The following is a 20,570-nucleotide window of genomic DNA, read 5'->3' as shown; positions in this document are numbered from 1 at the left end:
CGCGGTCGTGGTCCCGTGCGGGTCAGACGTTGAAGCCGAGCGCGCGCAGCTGCTCGCGGCCCTCGTCGGTGATCTTGTCGGGGCCCCACGGCGGCATCCAGACCCAGTTGATCTTCAGGTCGTTGACGATGCCGTCGGTGGCCGACTTCGCCTGGTCCTCGATGACGTCGGTCAGCGGGCAGGCCGCCGACGTGAGCGTCATGTCGAGGGTCGCGACGTTGCTGTCGTCGATGTGGATGCCGTAGATCAGGCCGAGGTTGACGACGTCGATGCCCAGTTCGGGGTCGACGACGTCGTAGAGGGCCTCACGGATCTCCTCCTCGCTCGCCGGCTTCGTCGTCGTCACTTCTGCGTTCTCGCTCATGCGGACTCCCTGACCGCGCCATCGCCCAGTGCCTGGGCGGTGGCGTCCTTCCACGCCATCCAGCTCAGCAGCGCGCACTTGACGCGCGCCGGGTACTTCGAGACGCCCGCGAACGCGACGGCGTCCTCCAGCACGTCCTCCATCGCGTCGTCGGGCTCCAGCTTGCCCCTGGACTGCATCAGCTCCAGGAAGACCTCCTGGACCTTCACGGCCTCGTCGACCTGGCGGCCGACGAGCAGTTCGTTGAGCACGGAGGCACTGGCCTGGCTGATGGAACAGCCCTGGCCCTCGTAGCTGATGTCCCGGATGGACGTGCCGTCGAGCTTGACGCGCAGGGTGATCTCGTCACCGCACGTCGGGTTGACGTGGTGCACCTCGACGTCACCGTCGCGCAGGCCGCGGCCGTGCGGGTTCTTGTAGTGGTCCAGGATGACTTCCTGGTACATCGAATCCAGCTTCACAGGCTTCGCCGTCCGTCCCTCAGCCGAAGAAGTTCCGTACGTGCTCCAGGCCCTCGACCAAGGCGTCGACCTCGGCCGGCGTGGAGTACAGATAGAACGACGCTCGTGTGGTCGCGGGAATTCCGTACCGCAGGCAGACCGGCCGCGCGCAGTGGTGGCCGACGCGCACGGCGATGCCCTGCTCGTCCAGGACCTGGCCCACGTCGTGCGGGTGGATGTCGCCCAGCGTGAAGGAGATCGCGGAGCCGCGGCCCTCGGGGGTGTCCGGGCCGATGATCTTCAGCTCGGGCACCTCCTTCAGCCGCTTCAGCGCGTACTCGGTGATCGCGTGCTCGTGCGCGGCGATCTTGTCCATGCCGATGGCGCTCAGGTAGTCCACGGCCGCGCCGAGGCCGACGGCCTGGGCGATCGGGGGCGTACCCGCCTCGAACTTGTGCGGCGCGGGCGCGTACGTCGACTCGTGCATGGAGACGGTCTCGATCATCTCGCCGCCGCCCAGGAACGGCGGGAGGTCCTCCAGCAGCTCCTGGCGGCCCCACAGCACGCCGATGCCGGTCGGGCCGAGCATCTTGTGGCCGGTGAAGGCCACGAAGTCGGCCTGCAGCGCCTGCACGTCCAGCACCATGTGCGGCGCGGCCTGCGAGGCGTCGATCAGCACCAGGGCCCCGACCTCCTGCGCACGGCGCACGATGGCCTCGACCGGGTTGACCGTGCCCAGGATGTTGGAGACGAGCGTGAAGGAGACGATCTTCGTCTTCTCGGTGATGACCTGCTCGATGTCGCTCAGGTCGAGCCGCCCGTCGTCGGTCAGGCCGAACCACTTCAGCTTCGCGCCGGTGCGCTGCGAGAGCAGCTGCCACGGGACGATGTTGGAGTGGTGCTCCATCTCCGTGATGACGATCTCGGTGTCGCTGTCCACGCGGTAGGGCTCGTCGGCCCAGCCCAGCATGTTGGCGACCAGGTTCAGCGACTCCGAGGCGTTCTTGGTGAATATCACCTCGTCGCGGCTCGGGGCGTTGACGAACGCGGCGATCTTGTCACGGGCGCCCTCGTACAGCGCCGTGGCCTCCTCGGCGAGCGTGTGCACACCGCGGTGGACGTTGGCGTTGTAGCGCTCGTAGTACTCGCTGAGGGCGTCGATGACCTGGCGCGGCTTCTGCGAGGTCGCCGCGTTGTCCAGGTAGACGAGTTTCTTCCCGTCGTGGACCAGCCGGTCCAGCACCGGGAAGTCCTTGCGGATCGCCTCGGTGTCCAGCAGGCCCGGCAGCTGCAATGTCATGCGGACGCGCCTCCCTTCACATAGGCCTCGTAGCCCTCGGCCTCCAGCTTGTCCGCCAGCTCCGGGCCGCCGGACTCGGCGATCCGGCCCGCGGCGAAGACGTGGACGTAGTCGGGCTTGATGTAACGCAGGATGCGCGTGTAGTGGGTGATCAGCAGGGTGCCGACCTCACCGCTCTCGCGCACCCGGTTGACGCCCTCGGAGACGATGCGCAGCGCGTCGACGTCCAGGCCGGAGTCGGTCTCGTCGAGGATCGCGATCCTCGGCTTGAGCAGTTCGAGCTGGAGGATCTCGTGGCGCTTCTTCTCACCGCCGGAGAAGCCCTCGTTGACGTTGCGCTCGGCGAAGGAGGGATCCATGTGCAGGCGCTCCATGGCCTCCTTGACCTCCTTCACCCAGGTGCGCAGCTTCGGGGCCTCGCCGCGGATGGCGGTGGCCGAGGTGCGCAGGAAGTTGGAGACGGAGACGCCGGGGACCTCGACCGGGTACTGCATGGCCAGGAAGACGCCCGCACGGGCCCGCTCGTCGACGGACATGGCCAGCACGTCCTCGCCGTCCAGGGTCACCGTGCCACCGGTGATGGTGTACTTCGGGTGCCCGGCGAGCGAGTAGGCCAGGGTCGACTTGCCGGAGCCGTTCGGGCCCATGATGGCGTGGGTCTCGCCCTGCTTCACGGTCAGGTCGACACCGCGGAGGATCTCCCGCGGACCGCCCTCGGCCTCGACGGAGACGTGCAGGTCGTGGATCTCAAGCGTTGCCATGGGTGTCTCAGGACTCCTGGGTGACGGAGACGAGCACATCGTCCCCTTGGATCTGAACGGGGTATACGGGGACGGGCCGCGTCGCGGGCAGCCCGGACGGCTTGCCGGTCCGCAGGTCGAAGGAGGAGCCGTGCAGCCAGCACTCGATCTGGCAGTCCTCCACCTCGCCCTCGGACAGTGAGACGTTCGCGTGCGAGCAGATGTCGTTGATCGCGAACACCTCGCCCTCGGTGAGCACGACCGACACCGGCACGCCGCCGAGCTCGACACGCTTGGGCGTGTCCTCCTCGAGCTCGCTCAGCGCGCAGGCGCGGACGAAACCTTCGGCGGCGGTCATACGACGGACGCCTCCAGTTCCGCGTCGATCTTCTCCAGCAGGCGCTCCTGCAGGTCGGCGACGCCGATCTGCTGGATCAGCTCGGCGAAGAAGCCGCGGACGACCAGCCGGCGGGCCTCGTCGGCCGGGATGCCGCGGGCCATCAGGTAGAACAGCTGCTCGTCCTCGAAGCGGCCGGTCGCCGAGGCGTGGCCGGCGCCGACGATCTCGCCGGTCTCGATCTCCAGGTTCGGCACCGAGTCGACCCGGGCGCCGTCGGTGAGCACCAGGTTGCGGTTGAGCTCGTAGGTGTCGGTCCCCTCGGCCTCGGCGCGGATGAGCACGTCGCCGATCCACACCGCGTGCGCGTCCCGGCCCTGCAGCGCGCCCTTGTACGCCACGTTGGACCGGCAGTGCGGGGTGTCATGGTCGATGAAGAGGCGGTGCTCCTGGTGCTGGCCCTCGTCGGTGAAGTACAGGCCGTAGAGCTCGGCCTCGCCGCCCGGGGCGCCGTAGACGACCCGCGGGTGCAGCCGCACGACGTCGCCGCCGAAGGTGACCACGACGGACTTGAAGGTCGCGTCGCGGCCGACCAGCGCGGTGTGCTGGGCCACGTGCACGGCGGTGTCGTCCCAGTCCTGGATCGACACGACGGTCAGCTTGGCGCCGTCACCGATCAGGTACTCGACGTTGGCCGCGACGACGGCGTCACCGGTGTGGTCGATGACCACGACCGCCTCGGCGAAGGCGCCGACCTCGACGACCTGGTGGCCGAAGGCGACCCCGCCCTGGCCGTGCACCGAGATCCGCACCGGCTCGGCGAGCACCGCGTCCTTGGGGACGGAGATGACCGACGCCTTCTCGAAGGAGCTGTAGGCCTGGGCGGCGACCCGGTCCACCGGCTTGCCCGCCTTGCCGACCCGGGCGTCGTCCCGGCCGACGGTCTCGACGGTGACGCCCGCGGGGGCGCTCACCTCGACCTTGACGCCGCCACCGGTCGCGACGGCGGTGCCGTCGTGCAGACCGCGCAGCCGCTCCAGCGGGGTGAAGCGCCACTCCTCCTCGCGGCCGTTCGGCACGGGGAAGTCGGCCACGTCGTAGGACGCGGGCGCGCTGACCCGGGCGTCCCGGGGCTGGCCGACCTGGATGGCGCCTTCGGTGGTGGCACCGGCGGCCGGGATGGTTTCAGCCATGGCTGTCTTACTGCCTCTTTCTGCCTATTTGTGCTCGCTCGCCTCCGGGCGCTCGAATCCGCTTCCGACGTTCCTCGACACTGCGCTCGTTCCTCGCTTGGTCTCGTCACTGTCGGAAGCGGCGCGCCCTTTGGCTCGCTCACGGCCCTGCAGGGGCATCGGTTCGTGGTGGACGGAGCAGCCGGGCGTCAGCCGACCGCGCCCTCCATCTGCAGCTCGATCAGCCGGTTGAGCTCCAGCGCGTACTCCATCGGCAGCTCGCGCGCGATCGGCTCCACGAAGCCGCGGACGATGGTGGCCATCGCCTCGGTCTCCTCCAGGCCGCGGCTCATGAGGTAGAAGAGCTGGTCCTCGCTGACCTTGGAGACGGTCGCCTCGTGGCCCATCGACACGTCGTCCTCGCGGACGTCCACGTACGGGTAGGTGTCCGAGCGGGAGATCGTGTCCACCAGCAGCGCGTCGCACAGCACGTTCGACTTGGAGCCGGCGGCGCCCTCGCCGATCTCGATCAGACCGCGGTAGGAGGTGCGGCCACCGCCGCGGGCCACCGACTTGGAGACGATCGAGGAGGAGGTGTTCGGCGCCATGTGCACCATCTTGGCGCCGGCGTCCTGGTGCTGGCCCTCGCCCGCGAAGGCGATCGACAGCGTCTCGCCCTTGGCGTGCTCGCCCATCAGGTAGACGGCCGGGTACTTCATGGTCACCTTGGAGCCGATGTTGCCGTCGACCCACTCCATGGTCGCGCCCTCGTACGCCACGGCACGCTTGGTGACCAGGTTGTACACGTTGTTCGACCAGTTCTGGATCGTCGTGTAGCGGCAGCGGCCGCCCTTCTTCACGATGATCTCGACCACGGCGCTGTGCAGGGAGTCCGACTTGTAGATCGGCGCCGTGCAGCCCTCGACGTAGTGGACGTAGGCGTCCTCGTCGACGATGATCAGCGTCCGCTCGAACTGGCCCATGTTCTCGGTGTTGATCCGGAAGTAGGCCTGCAGCGGGATCTCGACGTGCACGCCCTTCGGCACGTAGATGAAGGAGCCGCCGGACCACACCGCGGTGTTCAGGGAGGCGAACTTGTTGTCACCCGCCGGGATGACCGTGCCGAAGTACTCCTGGAACAGCTCCGGGTGCTCCTTCAGCGCCGTGTCGGTGTCCAGGAAGATGACGCCCTGCTCCTCCAGGTCCTCGCGGATCTGGTGGTAGACGACCTCCGACTCGTACTGCGCGGCCACACCCGCGACCAGCCGCTGCTTCTCCGCCTCGGGGATGCCCAGCCTGTCGTAGGTGTTCTTGATGTCCTCGGGCAGGTCCTCCCAGGACTCCGCCTGCTTCTCCGTGGACCGCACGAAGTACTTGATGTTGTCGAAGTCGATGCCGGACAGGTCCGAGCCCCAGGTGGGCATGGGCTTCTTCCCGAAGAGCTTCAGGCCCTTGAGACGCAGCTTGAGCATCCACTCGGGCTCGTTCTTCTTCGAGGAGATGTCGCGGACGACGTCCTCGCTCAGGCCTCGACGGGCGGCGGCACCGGCCACGTCCGAGTCGGCCCAGCCGTACTCGTAGTTGCCCAGACCCTCGAGTTCAGGGTGAGCCGTCTCCAGGGGGGCAGTCATGCGGGGTTCCTCCCGGCGTTGCTTGCGGTGTTGGTCGGTGCGGTGGATCCGGCCGGCGACGCGGTCTTCGGCACGAAGGTGGTGCAGACACCGTCCCCGTGGGCGATGGTCGCCAGCCGTTGTACATGGGTGCCGAGCAGGCGGGAGAAGACCTCGGCCTCCGCCTCGCACAGCTGCGGGAACTGCTCGGCGATGTGGGCCACCGGGCAGTGGTGCTGACAGAGCTGCTCCCCGGCGGAGGCGGGCGCGCCGCGCGTGGTGGCAGCGTACCCGTCCTGGCTGAGGGCCTCGGCGAGCGCCTGCGTGCGCTCCTCGGGGTCGGCCGCCTCGACGACCGCCCGGTAGCGTTCGGCCTGCGCGGCGACCCGGGCACGGGCGAAGGCGGACACCGCGGCGTCGCCGTCCTCCCCGCCTCCGGCGGACTCGGCGATCCAGCGCAGGGCGTCGGCGGCGAGCTGGTCGTAGGCCTGGTCGAAGGCGTCGCGGCCGCAGTCGGTCAGCGCGAACACCTTGGCGGGGCGGCCGCGGCCGCGGTTCCCGTAGACCCGCTTCTCACGCGGCTCGACCATGCCCTCGGCGAAGAGCGCATCCAGGTGGCGGCGTACGGCCGCCTGGGTGAGCCCGAGCCGTTCCGCCAGGTCGGCGGCGGTCGACGGCCCGTGGACCAGGACGGACCTGGCGACCCGGTTGCGGGTGCTCCGCTCCCCGGTCGTCTGCTCCTCCTGAGCCTCGGACACGTTTTTCACAAGACCAGTGTTGCGTAATTCATCTCGCAGAGGCAAGCGGCGGCCCTCCGGGCGGATGTCTGCTGCGTCACTTAGGGAAACCTAACCTGACCTGCGGAAACGATCTTCCCCCGGTGCCCGGGGCCCGGCCCCCGCGCACCCGCCGCGACCGGCGGCGGCGGCATCGGGCGCCGCCCTCCCGGCGGAGCGCGCCCCGGAGGTTCGTAGACTTCCCGTCATGCGAATGGACCCCGCGGTCGAGGTGACCGGACTGGTCAAGCGATACGGCCCCAAGACCGCGGTGGACGGGCTCGACCTGACCGTCGCCCGGGGCACCGTGTCCGCCGTGCTCGGACCCAACGGAGCCGGGAAGACCACCACCGTCGAGACCTGCGAGGGATACCGCCGTCCCGACGGGGGCGAGGTCCGCGTGCTGGGGCTCGACCCGGTACGGGAGGCCGCCGCGCTGCGGCCCCGGATCGGCGTGATGCTGCAGTCCGGCGGCGTGTACGCCGGTGCCCGCGCCGAGGAGATGCTGCGGCACACCGCCAAGCTGCACGCCCACCCCCTCGACCCCGCGCTGCTGATCGAACGGCTCGGCCTGGAGTCCTGCGGCCGAACCCCGTACCGCCGGCTCTCCGGCGGCCAGCAGCAGCGTCTGGCGCTCGCGATGGCCGTCGTGGGCCGCCCGGAGCTGGTGTTCCTGGACGAGCCGACGGCCGGACTGGACCCGCAGGCCCGCCGCGCCACCTGGGAACTGGTCCGCGAGCTGCGTGCCGACGGCGTCACCGTCGTCCTGACCACGCACTTCATGGACGAGGCCGAGCAGCTCGCGGACGACGTCGCGATCGTCGACAAGGGCCGCGTGATAGCGAGCGGCACCCCCGAGGAACTGTGCCGCGGCGGCGCGGAGAACACCCTGCGCTTCAGCGGCCGCCCGGGGCTGGACCTCGCCTCGCTGCTCAAGGCACTGCCCGCCGACTCCGCCGCCGTGGAGCTCACCCCGGGCAGCTACCGCATCGAGGGCAAGGTCGATCCGCAGATGCTGGCCACCGTCACCTCCTGGTGCGCCCAGCACGGCGTGATGCCCGACCGCCTCGCGGTCGAGCGGCGCACCCTGGAGGACGTCTTCCTGGAGCTCACCGGCAAGGAGCTGCGTTCGTGACCGCCACCGGCACCTTCACCCCCGACCCCGGCGCGGCCCCGCTGCCCCGGATGATCGGCGCGCAGACGGCACTGGAGACCCGGATGCTGCTGCGCAACGGCGAGCAGCTGCTGCTGACCGTCGTCATCCCCACGCTGCTGCTGGTGCTCTTCAGCGCCGTCGACATCGTCGACACCGGCGCCGGCAAGGCCGTCGACTTCCTGGCCCCCGGCATCCTCGCGCTGGCCGTGATGTCCACCGCCTTCACCGGCCAGGCCATCGCCACCGGCTTCGAGCGGCGCTACGGCGTGCTGAAGCGGCTCGGCGCGTCACCGCTGCCGCGCTGGGCGCTGATGACCGCCAAGACCGGCTCCGTGCTGGTCACCGAGATCCTGCAGGTCGTCCTGCTCACCATGATCGCGTTCGCCCTGGGCTGGTCGCCGCACGGCAACCCGCTCTCGGTGCTCCTGCTGCTCGCCCTGGGCACGGCGGCCTTCTCCGGCCTCGGCCTGCTGATGGCCGGCACACTCCGCGCCGAGGCCACGCTCGCCGCCGCGAACCTGGTCTTCCTGCTGCTGCTCGTCGGCGGCGGGGTGATCGTGCCGCTCGACAGGTTCCCCGGAGCTGCCCGCTCCGTCCTGGAACTGCTGCCGGTCTCGGCCCTGTCGGACGGCCTGCGCGACGTCCTCCAGCACGGCGCGGGCGTGCCCTGGGGCGACCTCGGGATCCTCGCCGTGTGGGCGGTGCTGGGACTCGGCGCGGCGGCGCGCTGGTTCAGGTGGGAATGACGCGGTCCCCGTAGCGGGCGAAGCCGGCGTCCTTCCGCTGGTCGACGCCGCTCATGTCCCCCGTGCCCTCCCCTGGGCGTCCCCCTCGTGAAGGAATGCACAAGGAGGCCCCTACGATGGTGGCCGTGCCGAATCTCAGCCAAGCAGGCCAAGCCGTGCGAAACCCCCTGGCCTTCATCGCCCAGCGCTGGACCCCGTCCCCCGGGACGGTCCGGCGGGCCGCGCTGGCCGCGCTCGTGATGAGCGTCGTCATCGTGGTGACCGGCGGCGCCGTCCGGCTGACCGGTTCGGGTCTCGGCTGCCCGACCTGGCCCAAGTGCACCGACGACAGCCTCACCGCGACCGGCGCCATGGGCCTGCACGGGGCGATCGAGTTCGCCAACCGCATGCTGACCTACGTGCTGTGCGCGGCCGTCGGCTGGGCGATCATCGCCGCGCGGGCCGCGGAGCCGTGGCGGCGCGGACTGACCCGGCTGGGCTGGGCCCAGTTCTGGGTCGTCATGGGCAACGCCGTACTCGGCGGCATCACCGTCCTGACCGGTCTCAACCCGTACACCGTCGCCGCGCACTTCCTGCTCTCCAGCGCGCTGATCGCCGTCGCGCTGCTGATGTGGCAGCGGACCGACGAGGGCGACGCGGGACCGCGCCCCCTGGTCGGCAAGCCGGTCCGGCAGCTGGCGTGGGTGCTGGTCGCCGCTTCCGCGGCGCTGATCGCGGTCGGCACGCTCGTGACGGGGGCGGGGCCGCACGCGGGCGACAGCAGTGACGTGCCGCGCGTCCCGGTGAAGTGGGAGACCATCTCGCAGCTCCACGCCGACCTGGCGTGGGTGGTGTGCGGGCTGACGATCGCGCTGTGGTTCGTGCTGCGTGCCGTCGACGCCCCCGGGGGGCCGCGGGCCCGGGTGCGGGACCTGCTGGTCGTGCTGCTGGCGCAGGGCGTCATCGGCTACGTCCAGTACTTCACGAAGCTGCCCGAGGTGCTGGTGGCCCTCCACATGCTCGGGTCGACGCTGGTGTGGATCGCGGTGCTGCGGGTGCTGCTCTCGATGCGCGAGCGGCCGGAGACCGAGCCCGGCGAGGCGCCGGTGGCCGAGGCCGTCGCGGCCGCCCCCGAGCCCGCGCCGGCCGCCTAGCCGCCACCGGCCCGGTCAGCCGAGCCGGTACAGCCGTCGCGCGTTGTCCGCGGCCACCATGGCCGCGACGCGCCGGGCGTCGGCCGCCGACCAGGCACCGTCCGCGACCCAGCCGCCCAGCACGTCGCGCACCGCGCCGCGGAAGGCCTTGGCGCCGGTCACGTACAGCTCGGGCAGCCCGTAGGCGTCCGTGGAGAACAGCAGCTTCCCGAACGGCGCCAGCTCCAGGAACTCCGCGAGGACCGCGCCCGCCCGTGCCCCCACATGGGTGAGGGCGAGACCGACGTCCGCGTGCACGTGGGGGAAGACGTTCGCCAGGTAGGCCGCCTGACGGTGGTACGGGTAGCAGTGCAGCAGCACCAGGTCGGTCCCCGTGCCCGCGGTCGCCCGGGCGAAGTCCGTCAGCAGCGCCGGATCGGCGTGGTCGAGCCGCAGGTCCGGGTCGCCGAAGCCGGTGTGCAGTTGCAGCGGCAGCCCGGTCGCGACGGCGGTCCACAGCAGGTGCCGCAGCAGGACGGGGTGGTCGAGCCGGACACGGCCGGCGCGGCGCGCGTCCAGCCACGCCCCGGCGGCGTGCCGGACCTCACCGGGCGCCGGGGGCTCCGGGGCGAGGCCCAGTCCGTGGCGGTAGGCGGCGATCGACTTGAAGCCGGCGGCGGTGCGCGCGGCGGCGTGGACGGCCTCGGCGATGCCCTCGACCAGGGCCCCGGCCGAGTCGCGGGTCCCGGCGACGTCCTCGGCGAGCCGCTCCAGCCGCACGATCTCCCGCTGCGCTCCCCCACCCGCCGCGGCCAGCTCCGCGGGCGTCGTCAGGTCGCCCGGCAGTCCGGTGTCGACCACGTACGTGCCGATGCCGCTGCCGTGCAACAGCCGGCGCGTGGAATCGTGCGCCCCGAGTTCACGCCGCCGGGCGAGGTAGCTCGCCGGCGGGCAGTGCGGCTCCAGGCCGAGCAGCGGCGGGCACCAGCGGCGGACGGCGAATCCGGTCTGGGTGTCCAAGTAGGTGGTGCCGGGCGCCGCGGGCGCGTCGGACTCGGTGAGGTACCCCTCGAAGGCCGCGATGCCGAGGTCGCCGCGGACGACGCCGTGGCAGTGGTGGTCGACCAGCGGCGGCAGCTCGATCACCACCGCCACCGGGTGGCCTCCGCGAGCTCGGCGGGACCGTACTCGGCCAGTGCCTCGGACTCGGCGCGCCGCACCGCGACCACCGCGCCGAACAGCGCCTCCCCCAGCGCCTCCTTCAGCGTCCCGCTGCGCACCAGGTGCGAGACGGCCTCGCTGAGCGAGGTCGGCAGCCGTTTCTGGTCGCCGCGCTCGCCGGGATCGCCGCTGACCGGAGGGGGCAGCGTTCCCGCGCCGTCGCGCAGGCCGGCCAGGCCCGCCGCGATGACGGAGCCGACCAGGAGATAGGGGTTGGCCGCCGCGTCGAACGGCTTGAGCTCGGCGTGGCCGCCGTCGGGGTCGTCGGACTCGCCCGGCACCAGGCGCAGCCCCGCCTCGCGGTTCTCCACGCCCCAGCAGCGGTGCACGCCGGCCCAGTGGGAGGGGACGAGCCGCAGGTAGCTGGCCGGGGACGGGGCGCCGATGGCGCAGAGGGCGGGCAGGGCGTCGAGCACGGCCGCCAGGAAGGTGTTCGCGGCGGGCGCCAGGCCGTACGGGGCGCTGGGGTCGCGGTGCAGGTTGTGCCCGTGCTCGCGCAGGCTCAGGTGCAGGTGGCAGCCGTTGCCGACCTGCCCGGCGACGACGACCGGGGCGAAGGAGGCGCGCAGGCCGTGGGCGGCGCTGACCGCGCGTACGGTCTCGCGGACGAGGACGACCTCGTCGGCGGCGCGCACCGGGTCGGCGGGCGCGGTGGAGACCTCGAACTGGCCGGGCGCGTACTCGGGGTGCACCTGCAGCACCTCGATGCGCTGCGCGGCGAGCGCGTCGTGCAGATCGAGCAGGTAGTCCGAGAGTTCGGTCACCCGCGTCAGGCCGTAGGCCGGGCCGCGGGACGCCCAGTCGCCGCTGCCGTCGTCCTTGACCACGACCCATTCGGTCTCGAAGCCCATCCGCAGCTCCAGACCGCGCTCGGCGGCCCGCTCCGTCATGCGCCGGGCGAACAGCCGCTGGCAGGCGGGATGCGGGCGGCCGTCCTGGTCGTAGCGGTCGGCCGGGGCCCAGGCCCAGCCGGGCCGGGCGGCCAGCACGGTGAGGCGGTCCAGGTCGGGGAAGAGACGCAGGTCGCCGTCGGGGCCGGCGATGTACGGCGAGGAGGTGATGGCGTCGTCGGAGGTGAAGACGTCGAAGACCGGCGACATGCCCACCCCGCGGTGCGCGGCGTGCGGCAGCCGGGCGGTCGGCACGGTCTTGGCCCTGCTGATGCCCGCGTTGTCGACCCAGCTGACGACGACGGCGCGCACGCCCTCCGCGGACAGCCGCGCCGCCTCCCGGCGGGCCGTCAGCCGCCGCTCGTCCCGTTCCTCGGTCTCCACCGACGCCTCCTCGTACCGGCCCGTCCGTCGACCGGACCACTCACATGGTCCTTAACGGGCGGGCCCGGCGTCAGGTGTTGGCGCGTCCGCCGATCTGGATCCCGGCCATCCGCGACCACTCGTAGCGGCCGGTGCGCACCTTGGCCGCGAGGTCGCCGTCGAAGGACTCGTGCACCGTGATCCCGGAGCGCTCGACGGCGCTGCGGGCGATGTCGTACGTGGGCGCAACCAGGTCGCCCCACTCGCCGTTCTCACCGACGAGCACGATGCGGGTGCCGACCTCGCCGATGTACGCGATCTGGCCCTCGGCGCCGCCGCCGTGGCTCTTGGCGAACGCGGTGATCTGCTTCGCCAGGCGGGCGGCGCGGCGCTCGGCACGGGCCGCGGCCCGGCGGTCCGCGGCCTGGGTGACTGCTTCCTGGGTCTCTGCCATGAAAGGAATGCTACCCGCCGGTAATCAGCGCAGGAAGGGGTCCACGGCGACGGCGACGAACAGCAGCGTCGCGTAGGTGATCGACCAGTGGAACAGCCGCATCTCCTTCAGCTTGGCGCCGACCACACCGGCCTTCGCCCGCCCGTACAGGGCATGCGCCTCGACCAGCCAGAAGGCGCCCAGCAGCACGGCGGCGGCCGCGTAGAACCAGCTCGCCGCGCCGAGCGGCCACCACAGGGTGAGCGAGACCAGCACCATCACCCAGCTGTAGATGACGATCTGCCGGCCCACCACGACGTTGCCCGCCACCACCGGCAGCATGGGCACGCCGACGCGCGCGTAGTCGTCCTTCACCTTCATCGACAGCGGCCAGTAGTGCGGCGGCGTCCAGAAGAAGAGGACGAGGAAGAGGACGAACGGCGCCCAGGCCAGCTCGTTCCGCACCGCCGACCAGCCGATGAGCACCTGCATGCAGCCGGCGATGCCGCCCCAGACGATGTTCTGGGCGGTGCGGCGCTTGAGGCCGAGGGTGTAGACGAAGACGTAGTAGAGGATGGCCGTGAGGGACAGCGCCGCCGACAGGGGGTTGACGAGCACCCAGAACCAGGCGGTGGAAACCACCGAAAGTGTGACGCCGAAGACCAGGCACTCCCATGGCGCGACCATGCCGGTGACCAGCGGGCGCTGCTCCGTACGATGCATGAGCGCGTCGATGTCACGGTCGATGTACATGTTGAGGGCGTTCGCGCCGCCCGCCGACATGTAGCCGCCGATCATGGTCGCCGCGACCAGCCAGAGGTCGGGCACACCGCCCGCCGCAAGGAACATCACCGGAACCGTCGTGATGAGCAGCAACTCGATGATGCGCGGCTTGGTCAGCGCCACGAACGCCATCACACGGGCACCGAACGGCCGGTGGCGGTGGCTCGATCCGATGGCTCCGGCGGGCCGGGATTCGACGGCCGTCACGAACACCCCTGAGGAAAAGTCCAGCAAGCGGCTCCGCTTGCGCGTACCACGCCACTTTAGACGTAGCGGATACTCCACCCGCGCTCGGGGGTGGCACGTGTTGGCCTCCATAGCGCAAGAGAGGCGCAACCTGAAGGTGTTCTGTGTTCAACAGGCGAAGAAACGCTGACCGGGGCACGCTGGTGACACCACCGGTGCCGGGGAGGGAATGTGGCTGCCCGGGGATCGGTTGCGGCAGGCGTCGGGCCCACACTCGAATAGGTGCACGTACGTGCAGGGGTAGGCTCGGCAACGCCCGGTGTGCACTTCGTCACCGGCGTAATACATGTGGAGAGGAGCCCTCTCAGGTGAGCACCGAGCCGACCACCACCGAGCTGGAGTGGACCGAGCTTGACAGGCGTGCGGTTGACACCGCCCGGGTTCTGGCGATGGATGCCGTGCAGAAGGTCGGCAACGGCCATCCGGGTACGGCGATGAGCCTCGCCCCCGCGGCCTACCTGCTGTTCCAGAAGCTGATGCGGCACGACCCCTCGGACGCCGGGTGGACCGGTCGCGACCGCTTCGTCCTCTCGCCGGGACACACGTCCCTGACGCTGTACACGCAGCTCTTCCTTTCGGGGTACGGCCTGGAGCTGGAGGACCTCAAGGCCTTCCGCACCTGGGGCTCGCGCACCCCCGGCCACCCCGAGCACGGTCACACGACGGGTGTGGAGACCACCACCGGCCCGCTGGGCCAGGGTGTCGCCAACGCGGTGGGCATGGCGATGGCCGCCCGCTACGAGCGCGGCCTGTTCGACCCGGACGCGGCGCCGGGCGAGTCGGTCTTCGACCACACCATCTGGGCGATCGTCTCCGACGGCGACCTGGAGGAGGGCATCTCCGCCGAGGCGTCCTCGCTGGCCGGGCACCAGAAGCTGGGCAACCTCGTCGCCCTCTACGACGACAACCACATCTCGATCGAGGGCGACACCGCGACCGCCTTCTCCGAGGACGTGCTGAAGCGCTACGAGGCCTACGGCTGGCACGTGCAGCGCATCGAGCAGGACCCCTCGGGCGACTTCGACGTCCAGGCCCTGTACGCCGCCTTCGCGAAGGCCAAGGCCGTCACCGACCGCCCCTCGATCATCGCGGCCCGCACGATCATCGCCTGGCCCGCCCCGAACGCGCAGAACACCGAGGCCGCCCACGGCTCGGCGCTGGGCGACACCGAGGTCGCGGCCACCAAGAAGGTGCTGGGCTTCGACCCCGAGCAGGACTTCGAGGTCGTCCCCGAGGTGCTGGCGCACGCCCGCAAGGTCGCCGACCGCGGCCGCGAGGCCCACGCGGAGTGGGCCAAGCGGTTCGAGGAGTGGCGCTCCGCCAACCCGGAGCGGGCCAGGACCTTCGACCGCATCCACGCCGGCGAGCTCCCGGCCGGCTGGGAGGCCGTCGTCCCGGAGTTCCCCGCGGGCAAGGACGTCGCCACCCGCAAGGCCTCCGGTGAGGTGCTGAAGGCGCTGGGCGGCGTGATCCCCGAGCTGTGGGGCGGCTCCGCCGACCTGGCGGGCTCGAACCTCACCACCATCGACGCCTCGTCGTCCTTCCTCCCCGCCGACAACCCGCTGCCGGAGGCGAGCCCGTACGGCCGCACCGTGCACTTCGGCATCCGCGAGCACGCCATGGGCTCGACCATGAACGGCATCGCGCTGCACGGCAACACCCGTGTCTACGGCGGCACCTTCCTGGTGTTCTCGGACTACATGCGCCCGGCGGTCCGTCTGGCGGCGCTGATGAAGCTGCCGGCCACCTACGTGTGGACGCACGACTCCATCGGCCTGGGCGAGGACGGCCCGACCCACCAGCCGATCGAGCACCTGGCAGCGCTGCGCGCCATCCCCGGCCTCAACGTCGTCCGTCCGGCCGACGCCAACGAGACGGCGATCGCCTGGGCTGAGATCATGCGCCGCCACACCGCCCACCCCGCCCCGCACGGCCTGGCCCTCACCCGGCAGAACGTGCCGACCTACCCGGCCAACGAGGACACCGTCAAGGGCGGCTACGTGCTGTTCGACGCCGAGGGCGGCCAGCCGCAGGTCGTCCTGATCGCGACCGGCTCCGAGGTGCAGCTGGCCGTCGAGGCCCGCGAGCAGCTGCAGGCCGACGGCATCCCGGCGCGCGTGGTCTCCATGCCGTCCGTGGAGTGGTTCGAGGAGCAGGACCAGGCGTACCGCGACAGCGTCATCCCGCCGAACGTCCGGGCGAGGGTCGCCGTCGAGGCCGGTATCGGGCTGACCTGGCACCGCTTCGTCGGCGACGCGGGCCGGATTGTGTCCCTGGAGCACTTCGGGGCAAGCGCCGACTACAAGGTCCTCTACCGCGAGTTCGGTCTGACCGCGGAGGCCGTGGCCGCCGCCGCACGCGATTCCATCGCCGCCGCCGCACGCTGACGCACAGACGCATACGACGTACCGAGGAGATGCAGAACCCATGACAGACGCACTCAAGCGCCTCTCCGACGAGGGCGTGGCGATCTGGCTCGACGACCTGTCCCGTAAGCGGATCACCTCCGGCAACCTGGCCGAGCTCATGGACCAGAGCCACGTGGTCGGCGTCACCACCAACCCGTCGATCTTCCAGAAGGCGATCGCCGGCGGGGACGGCTACGAGCAGCAGCTCACCGACCTCGCCGCCCGGAAGCTGACGGTGGACGAGGCCCTGCGCATGATCACCACCGCTGACGTGCGCGACGCCGCCGACGTGCTGCGCCCGCTGTACGACGCCAGCGGCGGCCAGGACGGCCGGGTGTCCATCGAGGTCGACCCGCGTCTGGCGCACAACACCGCCGCCACCATCGCCGAGGCCAAGCAGCTCGCCTGGCTGGTGGACCGGCCCAACACCCTGATCAAGATCCCGGCCACCAAGGCGGGCCTGCCGGCCATCACCGAGGTGATCGGCCGGGGCATCAGCGTCAACGTCACGCTGATCTTCTCCCTGGAGCGCTACCGCGAGGTCATGGACGCCTACCTGGCGGGCCTGGAGAAGGCCCGGGCCGCGGGCCTGGACCTCTCCCTGATCCGCTCGGTGGCCTCCTTCTTCGTCTCGCGCGTGGACAGCGAGATCGACAAGCGCCTGGAGAAGCTGGGCAGCGACGAGGCCAAGTCCCTCAAGGGCAAGGCCGCCGTCGCCAACGCCAGGCTCGCCTACCAGGCGTACGAGGAGGTCTTCTCCTCCGACCGCTGGCAGGCGCTGGAGCACGAGGGCGCGCACAAGCAGCGTCCGCTGTGGGCCTCCACCGGTGTGAAGGACCCGTCCTACCCGGACACCCTGTACGTGACCGAGCTGGTCGCCCCGGGCATCGTCAACACCATGCCCGAGGCCACGCTCGACGCGGTGGCCGACCACGGTGAGGTCACCGGGGACACCATCCGCGGCACGTACGAGCAGTCCCAGGGCGAGCTGGACGCGATCGCCGCGCTCGGCATCTCGTACGACGACGTCGTCCAGCTGCTGGAGGACGAGGGCGTCGAGAAGTTCGCGGCATCCTGGAACGAGCTGCTGGGCTCGACCGAGGCCGAGCTCAAGCGCCTGGCGCCGAAGGAGGCGTAAGCACGTTGAGCAGCGCCAACCCGCTGCGTGACGCATCGGACCGACGGCTCCCGCGCATCGCGGGACCGTCGGGCCTGGTGATCTTCGGCGTCACGGGCGATTTGTCACGCAAAAAGCTGATGCCTGCCGTGTACGACCTCGCCAACCGCGGGCTGCTGCCGCCGGGCTTCTCGCTCGTCGGCTTCGCGCGCCGCGACTGGGCGGACGAGGACTTCGCGCAGGTCGTCCACGACTCCGTCAAGGAGCACGCGCGCACCCCCTTCCGCGAGGAGGTCTGGCAGCAGCTCTCCGAGGGGATGCGGTTCGTCCCCGGCGACTTCGGCGACGACCAGGCCTTCGAGAAGCTGCGCGCCACGGTCGACGAGCTGGACAAGGCCCGCGGTACGGGCGGCAACTTCGCCTTCTACCTCTCGGTGCCGCCCAAGTTCTTCCCGAGCGTGGTCCAGCAGCTGAAGAAGCACGGGCTGTCCGATCCTCCCGAGGGCTCCTGGCGACGCGCCGTCATCGAGAAGCCCTTCGGCCATGACCTGGCCAGCGCCCAGGAGCTCAACCAGGTCGTCCACCAGGTCTTCCGCTCCCAGGACGTCTTCCGGATCGACCACTACCTGGGCAAGGAGACCGTCCAGAACATCCTGGCGCTGCGCTTCGCCAACACGATGTTCGAGCCGCTGTGGAACCGCTCCTACGTCGACCACGTGCAGATCACGATGGCCGAGGACATCGGCATCGGCGGTCGCGCGGGCTACTACGACGGGATCGGCGCCGCGCGCGACGTCATCCAGAACCACCTGCTCCAACTGCTCGCGCTGACCGCCATGGAGGAGCCCGCCTCCTTTGAGGCCAAGTCGCTGGTGCAGGAGAAGCTCAAGGTGCTGCAGGCGGTCAAGCTGCCGGCGGACCTCGGCAGGCACACCGTGCGCGGGCAGTACGCGCACGGCTGGCAGGGCGGGGAGGAGGTGCTCGGGTACCTGGAGGAGGACGGCATCGACGCCAAGTCCAAGACCGACACCTACGCCGCCATCAAGCTGGCCATCGACAACCGCCGCTGGGCGGGCGTCCCCTTCTACCTGCGCGCCGGCAAGCGCCTGGGCCGCCGCGTCACCGAGATCGCGGTCGTCTTCCAGCGCGCCCCGCACTCCCCGTTCGACAACACCGCGACCGAGGAGCTCGGGCAGAACGCCCTGGTCATCCGGGTCCAGCCGGACGAGGGCGTGACGATCAGGTTCGGCTCGAAGGTGCCGGGCACCTCGATGGAGATCCGGGACGTGACGATGGACTTCGCCTACGGCGAGTCCTTCACCGAGTCCAGCCCGGAGGCCTACGAACGGCTGATCCTGGACGTCCTGCTCGGCGACGCCAACCTCTTCCCCCGGCACCAGGAGGTCGAGGAGTCCTGGCGGATCCTCGACCCGATCGAGGAGTACTGGGACCGGCACGGCAAGCCCGAGCAGTACACCGCGGGCACCTGGGGTCCGAAGGGGGCGGACGAGATGCTCGCACGAGACGGCAGGAGCTGGCGCCGGCCATGAACATCGACCTGACCGAGACGACCTCAAGCAAGATCAATTCGGCGCTGATCAAGGCGCGCCGGGCCATCGGCAGTCCGGCCGTCGGCATGGTGCTGACCCTGGTCATCGTCACCGACGAGGGCAACCACTACGACGCCCTCAAGGCCGCCTCCGACGCCTCGCGCGAGCACCCCTCGCGCATCCTGGTCGTCATCAAGCGCCCCGGCCGCTCCCCCCGGGACCGGCGCAGCGCCCGCCTCGACGCCGAGGTACGCGTCGGCGGCGAGTCCGGCACCGGCGAGACCGTCCTGCTCCGCCTCCACGGCGAACTCGCCGACCACGCCGAGAGCGTCGTGCTGCCGCTGCTGCTGCCCGACGCCCCCGTCGTCGTCTGGTGGCCCGAGGACGCCCCGGCGAACCCCGCCGAGGACCTGCTGGGCCAGCTCGCGGCGCGCCGGATCACCGACGCGGCGGCCACCGAGGACCCGGTCGCCGCACTGGGACTGCGCGCCGAGACGTACACCCCCGGCGACACCGACCTCGCCTGGACCCGGATCACCCCGTGGCGCAGCGTGCTGGCCGCGGCCCTGGACCAGAAGGAGGCAGCGGTCAAGGGCGCCGTCGTCGAGGGCGAGGCGTACAACCCGAGCACGGAGCTGCTCGGGCTGTGGCTCGCCCGGCGGCTCGGTGTGCCCGTCAGGCGGAAGGTCTCCGACGGCCCCGGCATCACCGCCGTACGGCTGGCGACCGCGGACGGCGAGATCTGCCTGGACCGGCCGACCGGCGCCCTGGCCGAGCTCGCCATCCCCGGCCAGCCGGACCGGCACGTGGCGCTGCAGCGGCGGGCGACCTCGGACCTGATCGCCGAGGAGCTGCGCCGGCTCGACCCCGACGAGGCGTACGCGGCCGCGGTCAAGTTCGGCGTGGACCGGCTGGGGCGCGCCGAGGACGCCGCCGAGCCGGCCGCCGCGGGGGCGGGACCGGCCCAGAACGGCGGTTCGGACAAGGCGGCCGTCACGTGACCGCACCCCAGGTGGTGGTCCACCGGGACAAGGAACTGATGGCGCAGGCCGCGGCGGCCCGGCTGATCACGAAGATCGTGGACGCCCAGGCCGCCCGCGGCTCCGCCTCGGTGGTGCTCACCGGCGGACGCAACGGCAACGCCCTGCTCGCCGCCCTGGCCGCCTCGCCGGCCAGGGACGCGGTGGACTGGACGCGGCTGGATCTGTGGTGGGGCGACGAGCGGTTCCTGCCCTCGGGCGATCCGGAGCGCAACGAGACCCAGGCCCGTGAGGCGCTGCTCGACGCGGTTCCCGTCGACCCGGCGCGGGTGCATCCCATGCCGCCCTCGGACGGGCCGCTCGGCAACGACGCGGACGCCGCGGCCGAGGCCTACGCGCAGGAACTGGCGGCGGCGGCCGGTCCCGAGGACCACGGGCCGGTGCCCTCCTTCGACGTGCTGATGCTCGGCGTGGGGCCGGACACGCACGTGGCCTCGCTGTTCCCCGGGCATCCCGGGGTCCGCGAGACCGAGCGCACGGTCGTGGGCGTGCACGGCTCCCCCAAGCCGCCGCCGACCCGGATCTCGCTCACCCTGCCCGCCATCCGTGCCGCCCGCGAGGTGTGGCTGCTGGCGGCGGGCGAGGACAAGGCGGGCGCCGTGGCCATCGCCCTGTCCGGGCCCGGTGAGATCCAGGCCCCGGCGGCGGGTGCCCACGGGCGGGCCCGCACGCTGTGGCTGCTGGACCGCACGGCCGCCGCGAAGCTGCCCCCGCAGCTGTACCCGCCGTCCTCTCCGTGAGGCGGTGACCGGCACGGGACGCGACG

Annotated in this window: 20 protein-coding genes; 8 read left to right on the top strand and 12 right to left on the bottom strand. The window is 71.3% G+C overall.

The genetic code is table 11. The features are described from left to right. Nucleotides 1–22: 22 nt before the first annotated feature. The 8 genes from OG937_32035 to OG937_32000 form a co-directional block, all read right to left on the bottom strand. A complete protein-coding gene (locus OG937_32035) occupies nt 23–364 on the bottom strand; it encodes a metal-sulfur cluster assembly factor (protein WUD75997.1) in 342 nt (113 codons plus the stop codon). Beyond that, on the bottom strand, nt 361–825 hold the full coding sequence (locus OG937_32030; GenBank protein ID WUD75996.1) for an SUF system NifU family Fe-S cluster assembly protein: 465 nt from the start codon (nt 823–825) through the stop codon (nt 361–363). The genes OG937_32035 and OG937_32030 overlap by 4 nt, the downstream gene beginning before the upstream one ends. A gap of 19 nt (nt 826–844) precedes the next feature. Then, nucleotides 845–2,104 (bottom strand): cysteine desulfurase, encoded by a 1,260-nt coding sequence (locus OG937_32025; protein WUD75995.1) that lies wholly within the window; start codon nt 2,102–2,104, stop codon nt 845–847. Further along, a complete protein-coding gene (gene sufC, locus OG937_32020; protein WUD75994.1) occupies nt 2,101–2,865 on the bottom strand; it encodes a Fe-S cluster assembly ATPase SufC in 765 nt (254 codons plus the stop codon). The genes OG937_32025 and sufC overlap by 4 nt, the downstream gene beginning before the upstream one ends. Nucleotides 2,866–2,872: 7 nt before the next feature. Continuing rightward, the gene (locus tag OG937_32015) at nt 2,873–3,202 is read right to left on the bottom strand and encodes a non-heme iron oxygenase ferredoxin subunit (GenBank protein WUD75993.1); all 330 of its coding nucleotides are present in this window, start codon (nt 3,200–3,202) and stop codon (nt 2,873–2,875) included. Beyond that, entirely contained in the window at nt 3,199–4,374 is a 1,176-nt protein-coding gene (gene sufD / locus OG937_32010; GenBank protein ID WUD75992.1) for a Fe-S cluster assembly protein SufD, read from the bottom strand. Before sufD ends, OG937_32015 begins: the two co-directional genes overlap by 4 nt. Nucleotides 4,375–4,562: 188 nt before the next feature. Next, on the bottom strand, nt 4,563–5,984 hold the full coding sequence (gene sufB, locus OG937_32005) for a Fe-S cluster assembly protein SufB (GenBank protein WUD75991.1): 1,422 nt from the start codon (nt 5,982–5,984) through the stop codon (nt 4,563–4,565). After that, on the bottom strand, nt 5,981–6,730 hold the full coding sequence (locus OG937_32000; protein ID WUD75990.1) for a transcriptional regulator: 750 nt from the start codon (nt 6,728–6,730) through the stop codon (nt 5,981–5,983). The genes sufB and OG937_32000 overlap by 4 nt, the downstream gene beginning before the upstream one ends. 217 nt (nt 6,731–6,947) lie before the next feature. Here OG937_32000 and OG937_31995 point away from each other — a divergent pair, with 217 nt between their 5' ends. The 3 genes from OG937_31995 (at nt 6,948) to OG937_31985 (ending at nt 9,774) form a co-directional block, all read left to right on the top strand. Next, on the top strand, nt 6,948–7,874 hold the full coding sequence (locus OG937_31995; GenBank protein WUD75989.1) for an ABC transporter ATP-binding protein: 927 nt from the start codon (nt 6,948–6,950) through the stop codon (nt 7,872–7,874). 50 nt (nt 7,875–7,924) lie between these two features. After that, a complete protein-coding gene (locus tag OG937_31990; GenBank protein ID WUD78957.1) occupies nt 7,925–8,641 on the top strand; it encodes an ABC transporter permease in 717 nt (238 codons plus the stop codon). 116 nt (nt 8,642–8,757) lie between these two features. Continuing rightward, nucleotides 8,758–9,774, top strand: coding sequence for a COX15/CtaA family protein (locus OG937_31985; protein WUD75988.1), 1,017 nt, complete (start codon nt 8,758–8,760; stop codon nt 9,772–9,774). Between the two features lie 15 nt (nt 9,775–9,789). On the opposite strand, the gene OG937_31980 is transcribed toward OG937_31985, so the two are convergent. From OG937_31980 to OG937_31965, 4 genes are all read right to left on the bottom strand, one after another. Further along, nucleotides 9,790–10,899: an amidohydrolase family protein gene (locus OG937_31980; protein ID WUD78956.1), complete on the bottom strand. Its 1,110-nt coding sequence runs from the start codon at nt 10,897–10,899 to the stop codon at nt 9,790–9,792. Beyond that, nucleotides 10,896–12,248 (bottom strand): glutamine synthetase family protein, encoded by a 1,353-nt coding sequence (locus OG937_31975; protein WUD75987.1) that lies wholly within the window; start codon nt 12,246–12,248, stop codon nt 10,896–10,898. The genes OG937_31980 and OG937_31975 overlap by 4 nt, the downstream gene beginning before the upstream one ends. A 70-nt stretch (nt 12,249–12,318) precedes the next feature. After that, nucleotides 12,319–12,681, bottom strand: a complete 363-nt coding sequence (locus OG937_31970) for a hypothetical protein (GenBank protein ID WUD75986.1) — start codon at nt 12,679–12,681, stop codon at nt 12,319–12,321. Between the two features lie 24 nt (nt 12,682–12,705). Beyond that, complete coding sequence (locus OG937_31965) at nt 12,706–13,650, bottom strand: heme o synthase (protein ID WUD75985.1); 945 nt, start codon at nt 13,648–13,650, stop codon at nt 12,706–12,708. Between the two features lie 347 nt (nt 13,651–13,997). Between OG937_31965 and tkt the strand changes: the two genes are divergently transcribed. From tkt to pgl, 5 genes are read left to right on the top strand one after another with little or no spacing between them, the layout of a single operon-like run. Then, the gene (tkt, locus tag OG937_31960) at nt 13,998–16,076 is read left to right on the top strand and encodes a transketolase (protein WUD75984.1); all 2,079 of its coding nucleotides are present in this window, start codon (nt 13,998–14,000) and stop codon (nt 16,074–16,076) included. 40 nt (nt 16,077–16,116) lie between these two features. Continuing rightward, nucleotides 16,117–17,235, top strand: coding sequence for a transaldolase (tal, locus tag OG937_31955; GenBank protein ID WUD75983.1), 1,119 nt, complete (start codon nt 16,117–16,119; stop codon nt 17,233–17,235). A 5-nt stretch (nt 17,236–17,240) separates the two neighbouring features. Continuing rightward, the gene (gene zwf / locus OG937_31950) at nt 17,241–18,764 is read left to right on the top strand and encodes a glucose-6-phosphate dehydrogenase (protein ID WUD75982.1); all 1,524 of its coding nucleotides are present in this window, start codon (nt 17,241–17,243) and stop codon (nt 18,762–18,764) included. After that, the gene (gene opcA, locus OG937_31945) at nt 18,761–19,765 is read left to right on the top strand and encodes a glucose-6-phosphate dehydrogenase assembly protein OpcA (protein ID WUD75981.1); all 1,005 of its coding nucleotides are present in this window, start codon (nt 18,761–18,763) and stop codon (nt 19,763–19,765) included. Before zwf ends, opcA begins: the two co-directional genes overlap by 4 nt. Beyond that, entirely contained in the window at nt 19,762–20,544 is a 783-nt protein-coding gene (gene pgl / locus OG937_31940) for a 6-phosphogluconolactonase (protein WUD75980.1), read from the top strand. The genes opcA and pgl overlap by 4 nt, the downstream gene beginning before the upstream one ends. Nucleotides 20,545–20,570: the final 26 nt, after the last annotated feature.

The organism is Streptomyces sp. NBC_00510 (assembly GCA_036013505.1).
In the GTDB taxonomy this organism is placed as follows: domain Bacteria; phylum Actinomycetota; class Actinomycetes; order Streptomycetales; family Streptomycetaceae; genus Actinacidiphila.
This window is presented reverse-complemented; position numbering and strand designations above follow the sequence as displayed.